Annotated in this window: 12 protein-coding genes; 10 read left to right on the forward strand and 2 right to left on the reverse strand. The window is 74.6% G+C overall.

All coding sequences use genetic code 11. The annotated features are described in order from the left end of the window. The first annotated feature begins 34 nt into the window (after positions 1–34). The 5 genes from WA788_RS04625 (at position 35) to WA788_RS04645 (ending at position 4,474) form a co-directional block, all read left to right on the forward strand. Positions 35–934 carry a J domain-containing protein gene (locus WA788_RS04625; protein ID WP_443033972.1) on the forward strand — a complete coding sequence of 300 codons (900 nt, stop codon included), beginning with the start codon at positions 35–37 and terminating at the stop codon, positions 932–934. A 94-nt stretch (positions 935–1,028) separates the two neighbouring features. Continuing rightward, positions 1,029–1,361 carry a rhodanese-like domain-containing protein gene (locus WA788_RS04630; RefSeq protein ID WP_335971885.1) on the forward strand — a complete coding sequence of 111 codons (333 nt, stop codon included), beginning with the start codon at positions 1,029–1,031 and terminating at the stop codon, positions 1,359–1,361. A gap of 137 nt (positions 1,362–1,498) precedes the next feature. Then, complete coding sequence (locus tag WA788_RS04635; protein WP_335971886.1) at positions 1,499–2,239, forward strand: DUF5819 family protein; 741 nt, start codon at positions 1,499–1,501, stop codon at positions 2,237–2,239. Then, complete coding sequence (locus tag WA788_RS04640) at positions 2,236–3,633, forward strand: HTTM domain-containing protein (RefSeq protein ID WP_443033977.1); 1,398 nt, start codon at positions 2,236–2,238, stop codon at positions 3,631–3,633. Before WA788_RS04635 ends, WA788_RS04640 begins: the two co-directional genes overlap by 4 nt. 43 nt (positions 3,634–3,676) lie before the next feature. Next, positions 3,677–4,474 (forward strand): TrmH family RNA methyltransferase, encoded by a 798-nt coding sequence (locus tag WA788_RS04645; protein ID WP_335971890.1) that lies wholly within the window; start codon positions 3,677–3,679, stop codon positions 4,472–4,474. A gap of 53 nt (positions 4,475–4,527) precedes the next feature. Here the strand turns inward: WA788_RS04645 and paaN are convergent, their stop codons facing one another. After that, positions 4,528–6,204 (reverse strand): phenylacetic acid degradation protein PaaN, encoded by a 1,677-nt coding sequence (gene paaN, locus WA788_RS04650; protein ID WP_335971892.1) that lies wholly within the window; start codon positions 6,202–6,204, stop codon positions 4,528–4,530. Positions 6,205–6,370: 166 nt separating this feature from the next. Here paaN and WA788_RS04655 point away from each other — a divergent pair, with 166 nt between their 5' ends. Next, positions 6,371–7,900, forward strand: a complete 1,530-nt coding sequence (locus tag WA788_RS04655) for a 3-hydroxyacyl-CoA dehydrogenase (RefSeq protein WP_335971895.1) — start codon at positions 6,371–6,373, stop codon at positions 7,898–7,900. After that, a complete protein-coding gene (locus WA788_RS04660; protein WP_335971897.1) occupies positions 7,897–8,511 on the forward strand; it encodes a TetR/AcrR family transcriptional regulator in 615 nt (204 codons plus the stop codon). Before WA788_RS04655 ends, WA788_RS04660 begins: the two co-directional genes overlap by 4 nt. Here WA788_RS04660 and WA788_RS04665 read toward each other — a convergent pair. Next, complete coding sequence (locus tag WA788_RS04665) at positions 8,496–9,020, reverse strand: Lrp/AsnC family transcriptional regulator (protein ID WP_335971899.1); 525 nt, start codon at positions 9,018–9,020, stop codon at positions 8,496–8,498. The two genes, WA788_RS04660 and WA788_RS04665, sit on opposite strands and share 16 nt — an antisense overlap. A gap of 182 nt (positions 9,021–9,202) precedes the next feature. Between WA788_RS04665 and pdhA the strand changes: the two genes are divergently transcribed. The 3 genes from pdhA to WA788_RS04680 all read left to right on the forward strand — a co-directional run bounded on the left by pdhA (position 9,203) and on the right by WA788_RS04680 (position 12,743). Further along, on the forward strand, positions 9,203–10,303 hold the full coding sequence (gene pdhA, locus WA788_RS04670; protein ID WP_335971901.1) for a pyruvate dehydrogenase (acetyl-transferring) E1 component subunit alpha: 1,101 nt from the start codon (positions 9,203–9,205) through the stop codon (positions 10,301–10,303). 83 nt (positions 10,304–10,386) lie between these two features. Continuing rightward, positions 10,387–11,358 (forward strand): alpha-ketoacid dehydrogenase subunit beta, encoded by a 972-nt coding sequence (locus tag WA788_RS04675; RefSeq protein ID WP_335972225.1) that lies wholly within the window; start codon positions 10,387–10,389, stop codon positions 11,356–11,358. After that, complete coding sequence (locus WA788_RS04680; RefSeq protein ID WP_335971904.1) at positions 11,358–12,743, forward strand: dihydrolipoamide acetyltransferase family protein; 1,386 nt, start codon at positions 11,358–11,360, stop codon at positions 12,741–12,743. The genes WA788_RS04675 and WA788_RS04680 overlap by 1 nt, the downstream gene beginning before the upstream one ends. The last annotated feature ends 3 nt before the right edge of the window (positions 12,744–12,746 follow it).

Below are 12,746 nucleotides of genomic sequence, written 5' to 3' on the forward strand. Positions count from 1 at the left end.
GCATGATCGACCGTAGAGGGCCTACGCTGTCCGGGTGACGAACACCTCCGGACCCGGACCGTCCGCCGCCTCCGCGCCGTCTGCCGCCGCCGACGGGACCTCAGCCGACCCGAGCGCCGACCCGGCCGCGGGCCGGTCCGCCGCCGCGGGGGCCGCGTACGTGGACACGGAGGGCCAGGAGCGCCTGGCGAAGGCGGTGCGCGCCGCCGAGCAGGCGCTGATCGAGTTCGAGATCGCGGTGGAGACCTTCCGCGTCGAGGTGGAGAACTTCTCCCGGCTGCACCACCAGCGGCTCGGCCCGATGTACGCGCGGCTGGACGAGCTGGACGCGCTGATCGCGGAGGCCGTCGCCGCGCACAGCGGCGACCGGGCCGACATCGAGCGCGCCTGGGAGGCGCGCGCCCTGGTGATGCCGATGCCCGGGGTCGAGGAGCTGTTCGGCGGGCTGCTGGGCGCCGACGGGGTGCGGCCGGTGGAGGACCCCAACCCGCCGCGCCGGGTGCGCCCGGGCAAGGAGGCCCAGCGGCTGTACCGCGAGCTGGTCCGCAAGGCGCACCCCGACCTGGCGCAGGACGACGCCGAGAAGGAGCGCCGCAGCGGCTTCATCGCGCGCGTCAACGAGGCGTACGCCTACGCCGACGAGGCGGGACTGCGCGAACTGGCCGCCGAGTGGGACGCCGGACCGGTGCCGGTCACGGACCTGCCCAGCGAGGCCGAGGTGCTCTACGCCCGGCTGGAGTGGCTGGCCGAGCGCAAGGAGAAGCTGGCCGCGCTGGCCGCGGAACTCGACGAGAGCGCCATCGGGCAGATGATGAAGCTCGCCCCCGACGACCCGGACGCGCTGCTCAACGAGATCGCCGAGCAGCTGCTCACGCAGGTGTCGCAGCGCGAGGCCCGGCTCGCCGAGCTGGTCCATGGCGCCGCCGGCGGCTGAGGTAGCTTTCCAGTAGCCCGCGGCGCCGCCTTGGTGCCCGCGGCCGCCGTACGTCCCTGATCGTGCAGTTCCGTGTCCCAGGAGGCCGCGTCCGATGTTCCACTCCCAGCTCCCCGCGGTGGACGCCGCCGCCGTGCCGGCCGACGCGACCCTCCTGGACGTCCGGGAGGACGACGAGTGGGCCGCCGGCCATGCCAAGGGCGCGCTGCACATCCCGATGGGCGAGGTCGTCGGCCGGCTCGCCGAGCTGCCCGAGGGCGGCACCGTCCACGTCGTCTGCCGGGTCGGCGGGCGCTCCGCGCAGGTCGCGCAGTATCTGATCGCGCAGGGCGTGGACGCGGTGAACGTCAGCGGCGGCATGCTCGACTGGGAGGCCGCCGGGCGCCCGGTCGTCGACGACAGCGGCGCCGAGGGCTACGTCCTGTAGCGCGCCGCCCCTACCGCATCCGTGCCTTGGCGCGTCCGTATCTTCCTGCGCCTGTGGATAACTCGGTAAGGTCACCGCCGGGGTCCCGGGGTGGCTAGGGTCGGCACCCGGGCGCAGCGGAGAGCGGGGAGGGTCGGATGGGGCCAACGGAGGGGCCGCCGCCCAGTGTGGCGGGGTTGTCGCTGCCCGGGCGGATAGTGGTGGCGCTGGTCGTGGGCGCGGTCGCGGTCGGTGCGCTGTTCCACCTGGCGATGGTGTTCCTGTACGTGGCGCCCTCGAACACGCTCAGCAAGGAGCACGCGGCCGCCGTCAACGACTACATCTACCCGGAGTTCGAGCAGAACTGGAAGCTGTTCGCCCCGGACCCGCTCCAGCAGAACGTGCACATCCAGGCGCGCGCCGAGGTGAGCAAGCCCGGCGGCGGCACCGAGACCACCGGCTGGGTGGACCTGACCGGCATGGACATCGCCGCCATGCGGCACGACCCGGTCCCCAGCCACACCCAGCAGAACGAACTGCGCCGCGCCTGGGGCTACTACACCGACACCCATGACGCCCAGGAGCAGCCCACCAATCCCGTGGGCGGCGACCTCAGCCGCACCTACCTCCAGCGCATCGTCCAGGGGCGGCTGGGCACCGAACTGAACGGGGGCACCGTGGTCCGGGTCCAGGCCCGTGCGGCCACCACCCCGGTCGGGCAGCCGACCTGGAGCGCCGCCGGACTCTCCCGGCCGACCACCCAGTACCGCACGCTCCCCTGGTGGGTCGTCGACGGGTCCACGGGGACGGGTACGACCACGACTTCCACGACTCCCACCACGACCCCGACCACGACTTCCACCTCCACCACCACCGCCCGGCAGGGGGCCTCCTCATGAGCACGCCCGGCGGCCGCACCGAGGCCCGCGCCGGGCGGCACGTCCCGGCGACCCCCAGCTTCGCGAGCGTCAGCTCCGCGCTCGACCGCGCCGTCACGCGCGGGCTCACCCGCGTCACCGGCACCGCCATCGGCGCGTACCAGAGCGCGGTGGTGCGGATCGGCGTCTCGCTGACCTGGCTGCTGTTCCTGCTGCGGGAGTTCCCGCACCGCGGCGCGCTCTACGGCCCGCACAGCGCCTGGGGGTTCGACCTGGCGCAGCGGCTGCTGGCCGGCAACCACGCGTTCAGCGTGCTGATGTGGAGTGACAGCCGCGCCTGGTTCGAGATCGGCTACGCCTTCGCGATCCTGTCCAGCGCCGCGCTGGTGCTCGGGTGGCGGACGCGGACGTCCGCGCTGATGTTCATGGTCGGGGTGCTGTCGCTGCAGAACCGCAGCGTGTTCATGGGCGACGGCGGCGACAACGTGGTCCACATCCTCGCGATCTACCTCGCCTTCACCCGCTGCGGGTTGGTCTGGTCGCTCGACAGCCGCCGCGCGCGGCGCCGGGCGGAGGCGGCCCGGGCGAAGGCGGAAGCGGCGGAGGCGGCAGCGGCGGAGGAAACGGCGGCCGAGGAAGCGCCGGAGCCCGTCGGGGCGGACGCACCCGCACCCGCACCCGTAGCCGCGGCCGCCCCCGTCGCCGCGCGCGCCGGTGTCGATCCGGTCGGCATCGCGCTGTGGGCGGTGTTCGGCGCCGTGCTGCTCGGCGCCACCCTCGGCGGCAAGCTCAGCGACGGCTGGGACCTGGTCTTCTGGGCCTGCTGGGCCGGTCAGGCGGTGTGGTGGGCGGTACGCCGCTACGCGCCCGGCGAGCCGCGCACGGTGCTCGAGATCGTCGCCAACGTCGTGCACAACGGCGCGATGCTCGTGATCGTGGCCGAGGTGTGCCTCATCTACTCCACCGCCGGCTGGTACAAGATCCAGGGCAGCCGCTGGCAGGACGGCACCGCGCTGTACTACCCGCTGCACCTGGACGACTTCACGCCCTGGCCGGCGCTGTCCCACACGATGGCGAGCCACGCCGTGGTGGTCATGCTGATCACCTACGGCACGGTGATCGTCCAGGTCGCCTTCCCCTTCACCCTTTTCAACCGCCGGGTGAAGAACGTGCTGCTGGTCGGGATGATGATCGAGCACGCCTCGATCGCCGTGGTGCTGGGGCTGCCGTTCTTCTCGCTGGCGATGATCTCCGCGGACGCGGTGTTCCTGCCGACCGGGTTCCTGCTGTGGGCGGAGTACCAGGCCGTCAGCCGCCGCCGGGTACGGGAGTCCGCCGCGGGGGTGCTGCCCGGGCCGCGCGTCGAGGCCCCGGCCGAGCCGGCCGTCGGCCCGCCGCCGTCCGCCCTCACCTGACGGCCGTACGGGTCAGGCGCCGGCCGGCCCGTAGGGTGGGCGCATGACCGAGGACGAGGCCGCGCGGGCGGAGGGCGGCGCGGCCGCGGTGCGCGCATGGCGGGCGGCGGGGCCCGGCTGTGTGCTGCTCGACGGATTCCACGCCCTCAAGCACGCGCTGCGCTTCGGCGCCGACGTGGCGGTCGCGGTGACCGCCGACCGGCCCGGGCTGCTGCGGCTGGCCGACGGGCTGGCGCCCGACCTCGGCGCGGAACTGGCCGCGCGGGTCGCCGAGGTGCCGGGCGAGGTGCTGCGCGACCTGGTGCCCCGGGTGCATCCGACCGGGGTGGCCGCGCTCGCCGTCCGCCGGGATCGGGCCGCGAACCTCGCCGCGCTGCACCGCCTGCCCCGGCTCGCCCCGCTGGTCGTGCTCGACCGGCCGCGCAACCTCGGCAACGTCGGCGCCGTGGTCCGCCTCGCGGCCGGCTTCGCCGCCACCGGGGTGGTCACCACCGGCGACCTCGACCCCTGGCACCCCAACGCCGTACGGTCCGGCGCCGGGCTGCACTACGCGACCGCCGTCGAGCACGCCGGTCCGGCCGAGCTGCCGCCGGGGCCGCGCTACGTCCTGGACCCGGAGGGCGCGGACATCCGCGACACCGGGCTGCCCGACGGCGCGCTCGTCGTCTTCGGTTCCGAGCGGCACGGCGTATCCGCCGAGCTGCGCGACCAGGCCGACGAGCTGGTCTCCCTGCCGATGCGCGCGCAGGTCTCCAGCTACAACCTCGCCACCAGCGTGGGCATGGCGCTCTACCACTGGGCGGCGACCTCGCGCTCGCCGCTGGCGCCCGGGCGCGGCTGAGCCGGGAGGCGGCCCGGCCCGCCGCGGTCCACGCGCGGGGCGCCGGGCGCCGCTCAGGCCGGGCGGCGCACCTCCACCACCCGGAAGCGGTTGGCGACGAAGGCGCCGTCGCACAGTGCGGCGTTCGCCGCCGGATTGCCGCCCGAGCCGTGGAAGTCGGAGAACGCGGCGGTCTGGTTGACGTACACCCCGCCGGTGAGGTTCAAGGACAGCTGGGCGCACTCCTCGAAGCAGACCTCCTCCAGCTCCCGCTCGACCTCCTCGGACGTGGTGTAGCCGCCGACGGTCATGGCGCCCTGGTCCCGGATGCTGCGGCGCAGCAGCTCCAGCGCGGCGGTGGTGGAGTCGACGGCCACGGCGAAGGAGACCGGCCCGAAGCACTCCGAGAGGTAGGCGGACTCGGCCTCGGGCTCGGCTCCGTCCAGCGCGATGATCGCGGGGGTGCGGACCACGGCGTGCGGGAAGTCGGGGTGGGTGACCTCGCGGGAGGCCAGCGCCACCCGGCCCAGGCCCGGGGCGGCGTCGAGACGGGCCTTGACGTCGGGGTTGACCAGCGCGCCGAGCAGGGCGTTGGCCCGGCTGTCGTCGCCCAGCAGCTTGTCGACCGCGGCGGCGAGGTCGGTGACCACCTCGCCGTAGCCGCGGTGGCCCTGGTCGGTGTCGATGCCGTCGCGGGGGATCAGCAGGTTCTGCGGGGTGGTGCACATCTGGCCGCTGTACAGCGACAGCGAGAAGGCGAGGTTGGCGAGCATGCCGGGGTAGTCGTCGGTGGAGTCGATCACCACGGTGTTGACGCCGGCCTTCTCCGTGTGGACCTGGGCCTGCCGGGCGTGGGTCTCCAGCCAGTCGCCGAAGGAGGTGGAGCCGGTGTAGTCGATGATGCGGATCTCGGGGCGCAGTGCGAGGGTCTTGGCGAGCCCTTCGCCCGGGCGGTCGACCGCCAGGCAGACCAGGTCCTTCGGGTATCCCGCCTCGGCGAGCACCTCGCGGGCGGTCTCGACGGTCAGCGCCAGCGGCAGCACGGCCCGGGGATGCGGCTTGACCAGCACCGCGTTCCCGGTCGCGAGGGAGGCGAACAGGCCGGGGTAGCCGTTCCACGTCGGGAAGGTGTTACAGCCGATGACCAGGCCGATGCCGCGGGGCACCGCGGTGAACGTCTTGCGCAGCCCGATCGGCTCCCGCTTGCCCTGCGGCTTGGTCCACTCCGCGCTCTCCGGGGTGCGGACCTGCTCCGCGTACGCGTACGCGACCGCTTCCACGCCGCGGTCCTGCGCGTGCGGGCCGCCGGCCTGGAGCGCCATGGTGAACGCCTGGCCGGTGGTGTGCGTCACGGCGTGCGCGAACTCCTGGGTCCGCGCGTTGATCCGCGCGAGGATCTCCAGGCAGACCAGGGCGCGGACCTCGGGCCCGGCCACCCGCCAGGCGGGCACGGCGGCGCGCATGGCCGGCAGCAGCACGTCGGGGTCGGGGTGGGGATACCGGATGCCCAGCTCGATGCCGAACGGCGACCGCTCCTCGCCCACCCATGCGTCGGTGCCCGGCTGGTCGAGCGGGAACTCGGCGCCCAGGCGCGCTTCGAAGGCGGCGCGGCCGGCCTCCGCGTCGGGGTACGCCTTGGGGTGCTCGGGGTGCGGTGACCAGAACGCGCGGGTCCGCACGGCCTCCAGCGCCCGGTCGAGGGTGCCGCGGTGGCGCTCGACCAGGAGCTCGGTGGACAGATCGGCGGTCATGGGACCAACTCCTCGTCGAGCTGGGCTGAGTGGTGGGGACACGGCTAGATTAACCGAATGTTCGGTCGGGACAAGGGGGACCGTCCCGGCCTGTGGAAAACTTCCGCGTCCGCGCCGCGGGCGCCGCGCGGACGACGTCGTCGACCCCGGCGAGGAGAGAGCGAACGTGACCGCACCAGATCTGACCAGCACCGTTGCCGTGGTCGGCGCCGGCACCATGGGGCAGGGGATCGCGCAGGTCGCGCTGGTCGCCGGGCACCGCGTCCTGCTGCACGACGCGGTGCCCGGCCGGGCCTCCGCCGCGGTGGAGGCGGTCACCGCGCGGCTGGACCGCCTGGTGGAGAAGGGCCGGCTCGGCACCGAGGAGCGCGCCGTCGCGCTCGCCCGGCTGGCGCCGGCGGCCACCGTCGCGGATCTGGCGCCCGCCCGGCTCGTGGTGGAGGCCGTGGTCGAGGACCTGGCCGTCAAGCAGGCGCTCTTCGCCGAACTGGAGCAGGTCGTCGCGGACGACTGCCTGCTGGCGACGAACACCTCCTCGCTGTCGGTGACGGCGGTGGCCGGCCGGCTGCGCCGCCCGGGCCGGCTGGTCGGGCTGCACTTCTTCAACCCGGCGCCGCTGCTGCCGCTGGTCGAGGTCGTGGCGGGCGCCGCGGGCGACCCGGCCGCCGTGACCGCCGCCTTCGACCTCGCCGCCGCCTGGGGCAAGACCCCGGTGCGCTGCACCGACACCCCCGGCTTCCTCGTCAACCGCGTCGCCCGCCCCTTCTACGCCGAGGCGCTGCGCGTCTACGAGGAGCGCGCCGCGGACCCGGCCACCATCGACGCGGTGCTGCGCGGCAGCGGCGGCTTTGCCATGGGCGCGTTCGCGCTCACCGACCTGATCGGCCAGGACGTCAACGAGGCGGTCACCCGCTCGGTGTGGGAGGCGTACGGCCGCGACCCGAAGTTCGGGCCGTCGCTGGCGCAGCGCCGGCTGGTGGAGTCCGGGCGGCTGGGCCGCAAGACCGGGCGCGGCTGGTTCCCGTACGGCCCGGCGCACGCAGCGGCCGAGGTGGCGGCCGCCACCGAGCCGCACACCGCGGACGCCGCCATGGCGCCGGAGTACGTCACCCTGCGCGGCTCGCTCGGCCCGGCCGCGGAGCTGGCCGCGCTCGCGGCGGAGGCACGGGTGGAGGTGCGCCGGCAGGAGGCCGTCCCCGGGGCGCCGGACGGGTTCGTGCTGCCCGGCGGCGTCACCCTGCGGCTGGCCGACGGGCGGCTGCCGGGCGAGCCGTCGATCCAGTTCGACCTGGCGCTGGACTACCGGGCCGCCGCCAGGGTGGCGATCGCGCCGGGCGCCGGGGTGCACGCGGACGCCGTGGCCGCGGCGACCGGCCTGTTCCAGGCCATGGGCAAGGAGGTCAGCGTCATCAGGGATGTGCCCGGCATGGTCGTCGCCCGCACGGTGGCGATGCTGGTGGACTTCGCGCTGGACGCCGTGGCCCGCGAGGTGGCCTCCGCGCACGACGTGGACACCGCGATGCGGCTGGGCGTGAACTACCCGCTCGGGCCGCTGGAGTGGGGCGAGCGGATCTCGCTGCCCTACGTGCGGGACCTGCTGGACGGCCTGCACGCCTGGTACCCGACCGGACGCTACGCGCCCAGCCCGGAACTGAGGCGGCGTGCGGCGGCGGCCCCACCTGTGGTCTGCTCATGACCATGCCCAAGCGCGACACCTACACGCCGGACTCGCTGCTCGCCGTAGCGGTCGAGGTCTTCAACGAACGCGGCTACGACGGCACCTCCATGGAGCACCTGTCGCAGGCGGCGGGGATCTCCAAGTCCTCGATCTACCACCACGTTCGCGGCAAGGAGGAACTGCTCAACCGGGCGGTCGGCCGCGCCCTGGAGGGTCTGTTCGGCATCCTCGACGAGACGGGCGCGACCGCCGGCCGCGCGGTGGACCGGCTGGAGTACGTCACCCGCCGCACCGCGGACGTGCTGGTCGAGGAGCTGCCGTACGTCACCCTGCTGCTGCGGGTGCGCGGCAACACCGGCACCGAGCGGTGGGCGATGGAGCGGCGCAGGGAGTTCGACCAGCGGGTGGCAGCCCTGCTGGGGGACGCCGTCGCCGAGGGCGACCTGCGCGCGGACATGGAGCCCCGGCTCGCCACCCGGCTGCTCTTCGGCATGATCAACTCGGTGGTGGAGTGGTACCGCCCGGACGGCCGCGGCTCCGCGCAGGCCGAGCAGCTCGCGGACGCGGTGGTGCGGCTGGCCTTCGACGGGCTGCGCATACCGCCGGACGCCTCTCAGACCACCGGGTAGCCGCTCGGACCGCCCTCGCGCTCCGGCCAGTCGCCGACCACGAGGTCGGTCTCCTCGAAGACCAGCAGAGTGCGGCTGCTGAGCACCTCCTCGATCGCCTGGAGCCGGGTGAGCACCAGCTCGCGCAGACTGCGGTTGTCGACCGTGTGGACCAGCAGCAGGACGTCGAAGTCGCCGCTGACCAGTGCGATGTGGACGACCCCCGGAAGAGTGACGAGTTTCTGCCGTACCGTGCGCCACGAGTTCTGGACGATCTTGAGCGTGATGTACGCGGAGGCGCCGTGCCCGGCCCGCTCGTGGTCGATCCGGGCGCTGAACCCCCGGATCACCCCGTCCTCGACGAGCCGGTTGATCCGGGCGTACGCGTTGGCGCGGGAGACGTGCACCCGCTCGGCCACGGAGCGTATCGACGCCCGGCCGTCCTCCTGGAGCAGCCGTAGGATCATGCGGTCGATCGGGTCCAGCGGGCGGACCCCTCGTGCGTCGTCGGCCATTCGTTCTCTCGCCATCCCCCCGCGACTGCCTAGCATGGACGTACTGGTTCCATCTCAGGCTGTGCAGAACCGTTTGTCCACAGGCCGAACCACCCCGTAGCCAAAATGCCTCCGGCGACCGAACAATCGGTTGGGAGAGCGGGACCCGCTCGCCGACCCGACCGACACCGGTCACCGATCACGAGGAGGTGCTCGCGATGACCGTCCTGGACACCCCCGCCTGGCGCCCGCGCACCGAGGCCGGGCCGCTGCTGCCCGACCAGGAGCCGTTCCGGCTGCTCGGCACCCCCGAGGCCGCCCGGCTCGCCCCCGAGCTGCTCACGCGGCTGTACGGGCAGCTCGTCCGCGGCCGCCGGTTCAACCGGCAGGCGACGGCCCTGACCAAGCAGGGCCGCCTCGCGGTCTACCCGTCGAGCACCGGCCAGGAGGCGTGCGAGGTCGCCGCCGCGCTCGCGCTCGACCCGCTGGACTGGCTCTTCCCCAGCTACCGCGACACCCTCGCGGTGGTCGCCCGCGGGGTGGACCCCGTCGAGGCGCTGACACTGCTGCGCGGGGACTGGCACACCGGCTACGACCCGCGCGCGGCGCGGGTGGCGCCGCTGAGCACCCCGCTGGCCACCCAGCTGCCGCACGCGGTGGGTCTCGCGCACGCGGCCCGGCTCAGCGGGGACGACGTGGTGGCGCTGGCGATGGTCGGCGACGGCGGCACCAGCGAGGGCGACTTCCACGAGGCGCTGAACTTCGCGGCCGTCTGGCAGGCCCCGGTCGTCTTCCTGGTGCAGAACAACGGCTTCGCGATCTCGGTGCCGCTGGCCAAGCAGACCGCCGCTCCCACCTTCGCCCACAAGGCGGTCGGCTACGGCATGCCGGGCCGTCTCGTGGACGGCAATGACGCGGCTGCCGTCCACCAGGTGCTCACCGAGGCGGTGGCGCGGGCCCGCGCCGGCCGCGGCCCCACCCTGGTCGAGGCGGTCACCTACCGGATCGACGCGCACACCAACGCCGACGACGCGACGCGCTACCGCGATGAGGACGAGGTCGCCGCCTGGCGCGCGCACGACCCGGTCATCCTGCTGGAGCGCGAGCTGACCGGCCGCGGCCTGCTCGACGACGCCCTGCGGCAGCGCGCCGCCGACGACGCGGAGGCGCTCGCCGCCGACCTGCGCGCCCGCATGCACGACGACCCGCGGCTGGACCCGGCGGACCTGTTCGCCCACGTCTACGCCGAACCCACCCCGCAGTTGCGCGAGCAGCAGGCCATGCTGCGAGCCGAACTGGAAGCGGAGCAGCGGTCATGAGCCCTGCCTCCCAGGCGGCCGCCCCCGCCGCGGCACCGGACGCTCCCGCCGCGTCCGCCGCCCCCGCAGCCAAGCCCGCCACCATGGCGCAGGCGCTCAACCAGGCGCTGCGGGACGCGCTCGCCGCCGACCCGGCGGTCCATGTGATGGGTGAGGACGTCGGCACCCTCGGCGGCGTCTTCCGGATCACCGACGGCCTGGCCCGCGACTTCGGCGACGACCGGTGCACCGACACCCCGCTCGCCGAGGCGGGCATCCTCGGCGCCGCGGTGGGCATGGCGATGTACGGGCTGCGGCCGGTGGTCGAGATGCAGTTCGACGCCTTCGCCTACCCGTCGTTCGAGCAGTTGGTGAGCCATGTGGCCCGGATGCGCAACCGCACCCGGGGCGCGCTGCCGCTGCCGATCACGATCCGCATCCCCTACGGCGGGGGCATCGGCGGCGTCGAGCACCACAGCGACTCCTCCGAGGCGTACTACCTGCACACCCCCGGGCTGCACGTGGTGACGCCCGCGACCGTCGAGGACGCCTACGGGCTGCTGCGGGCGGCCATCGCCTCCGACGACCCGGTGGTGTTCCTGGAGCCCAAGCGGCTGTACTGGTCGAAGGCCGACTGGTCGCCGCAGGCGCCGGCCCCGGTGCCGCCGATCGGGCGGGCGGTGGTGCGGCGCGCCGGCCGCGGCGCCACCCTGATCACGTACGGGCCGTCGCTGCCGGTGTGCCTGGAGGCAGCCGAGGTGGCGAAGGAGGAGGGCTGGGACCTGGGCGTGGTGGACCTGCGCAGCCTGGTGCCCTTCGACGAGGAGACGGTCGCGGAGGTGGTGCGCGGCACCGGTCGGGCGGTGGTGGTGCACGAGTCGTCCGGGTTCGGCGGCGCGGGCGCGGAGATCGCGGCGCGGATCACCGAGCGGTGCTTCCACCACCTCCAGGCGCCGGTGCTGCGGGTGGCGGGCTTCGACATCCCCTACCCGCCGCCGATGCTGGAGCGGCACCACCTGCCCGGTGTGGACCGGATTCTGGACGCGGTCGGCCGCCTCCAGTGGGAGGAGGGGTGATGGCCGCGGTCAAGGAGTTCACCCTGCCCGACCTCGGTGAGGGGCTCACCGAGGCGGAGATCGTGCGGTGGCTGGTGGAGGTCGGCGAGGTCGTCGCGGTGGACCAGCCGGTGGTCGAGGTGGAGACCGCGAAGGCCGTGGTGGAGGTGCCCTGCCCCTACGGCGGGGTGGTCACCGCGCGGTACGGCGCGCAGGGCGACACCTTGGCGGTCGGGCGGCCCCTGGTGACGGTGGCGGTCGGCGCGGACCCGTCCGCGGAGCCGTCCGGGAAGGACACCGCCGCCGAGGACGAGGGTTCGGGGAACGTCCTGGTCGGCTACGGCACCCAGGCCGCGGTCAGCCGCAGGCGCGCCCGGGTGCGCGCGGTGAGCGCGGCGGTCGGACACGAGACGGCGGCGGCCCCGAGTACGGCCGGGCCCGCGGCGAATGCGGCCGGGCCCGCGAGGAGTTCGGCCGAGCCCCCGCGCGGGGACCTCGCTCACACCGACGGCGGACCGGTCGCGGTCATCTCGCCGCTGGTGCGCCGCATCGCCCGGGAGAAGGGCCTGGACCTGCGGACACTGACCGGCAGCGGCCCCGACGGGCTGATCCTGCGGGCCGACGTGGACCGCGCGGCGAGCGCCCTCGCGGGGGCCGGGACCGAGGGCGGCAGCGTTCCGGCGGCAGCGGCCCGGCCGGCCGTCGACGGCGAGGTGCGGGTCCCGCTGCGCGGGATACGGGGCGCGGTCGCGGAGAAGCTGGCGCGCAGCAGGCGGGAGATCCCCGACGCCACCTGCTGGGTCGACGCCGACGCCACCGCGCTGCTCGCCGCCCGCGCGGCCATGAACGCGGCCGCGGGCGAGGCCGGCACCCGGATCTCGGTCCTGGCGCTCCTGGCCCGGATCGTGACCGCCGCGCTGGCCCGCCACCCGGAGCTGAACGCGGCGGTCGACACCGCGCGCGGCGAGATCGTCCGGCTGCCCGCGGTGCACCTGGGGTTCGCCGCGCAGACCGACCGCGGGCTGGTGGTGCCGGTGGTGCGGGACGCGCAGGCCAGGACCACGGCCGAACTGGCCGCGGAGATCGCCCGGCTGACCGAAGCCGCCAGGACCGGCGCGCTGACGCCGGCCGAGCTGACCGGCGGGACCTTCACCCTCAACAACTACGGCGTGTTCGGCGTGGACGGCTCCACGCCGATCCTCAACCACCCCGAGGCGGGCATGCTCGGGGTCGGCCGGATCGCGGCCAAGCCGTGGGTGCACCAGGGGGAGCTGGCGGTGCGGCAGGTGGTGCAGCTGTCCTTCACCTTCGACCACCGGGTGTGCGACGGCGGCACGGCGGGCGGCTTCCTGCGGTTCGTGGCCGACTGCGTGCAGGACCCGGCGGTGCTGCTCGCCGCGGTCTGACCG

This window comes from Streptomyces sp. CA2R106, from assembly GCF_037034245.1.
Lineage (GTDB): Bacteria > Actinomycetota > Actinomycetes > Streptomycetales > Streptomycetaceae > Actinacidiphila.

Coding starts and splice junctions, on each gene's coding strand:
- WA788_RS04630 (WP_335971885.1), top strand. CDS start 1,029: ATGTTCCACTCCCAGCTCCCCGCGGTGGACGCCGCCGCCGTGCCGGCC.
- WA788_RS04660 (WP_335971897.1), top strand. CDS start 7,897: ATGACCATGCCCAAGCGCGACACCTACACGCCGGACTCGCTGCTCGCC.
- WA788_RS04675 (WP_335972225.1), top strand. CDS start 10,387: ATGGCGCAGGCGCTCAACCAGGCGCTGCGGGACGCGCTCGCCGCCGAC.
- pdhA (WP_335971901.1), top strand. CDS start 9,203: ATGACCGTCCTGGACACCCCCGCCTGGCGCCCGCGCACCGAGGCCGGG.
- WA788_RS04680 (WP_335971904.1), top strand. CDS start 11,358: ATGGCCGCGGTCAAGGAGTTCACCCTGCCCGACCTCGGTGAGGGGCTC.
- paaN (WP_335971892.1), bottom strand. CDS start 6,204: ATGACCGCCGATCTGTCCACCGAGCTCCTGGTCGAGCGCCACCGCGGC.
- WA788_RS04635 (WP_335971886.1), top strand. CDS start 1,499: ATGGGGCCAACGGAGGGGCCGCCGCCCAGTGTGGCGGGGTTGTCGCTG.
- WA788_RS04645 (WP_335971890.1), top strand. CDS start 3,677: ATGACCGAGGACGAGGCCGCGCGGGCGGAGGGCGGCGCGGCCGCGGTG.
- WA788_RS04665 (WP_335971899.1), bottom strand. CDS start 9,020: ATGGCGAGAGAACGAATGGCCGACGACGCACGAGGGGTCCGCCCGCTG.
- WA788_RS04640 (WP_443033977.1), top strand. CDS start 2,236: ATGAGCACGCCCGGCGGCCGCACCGAGGCCCGCGCCGGGCGGCACGTC.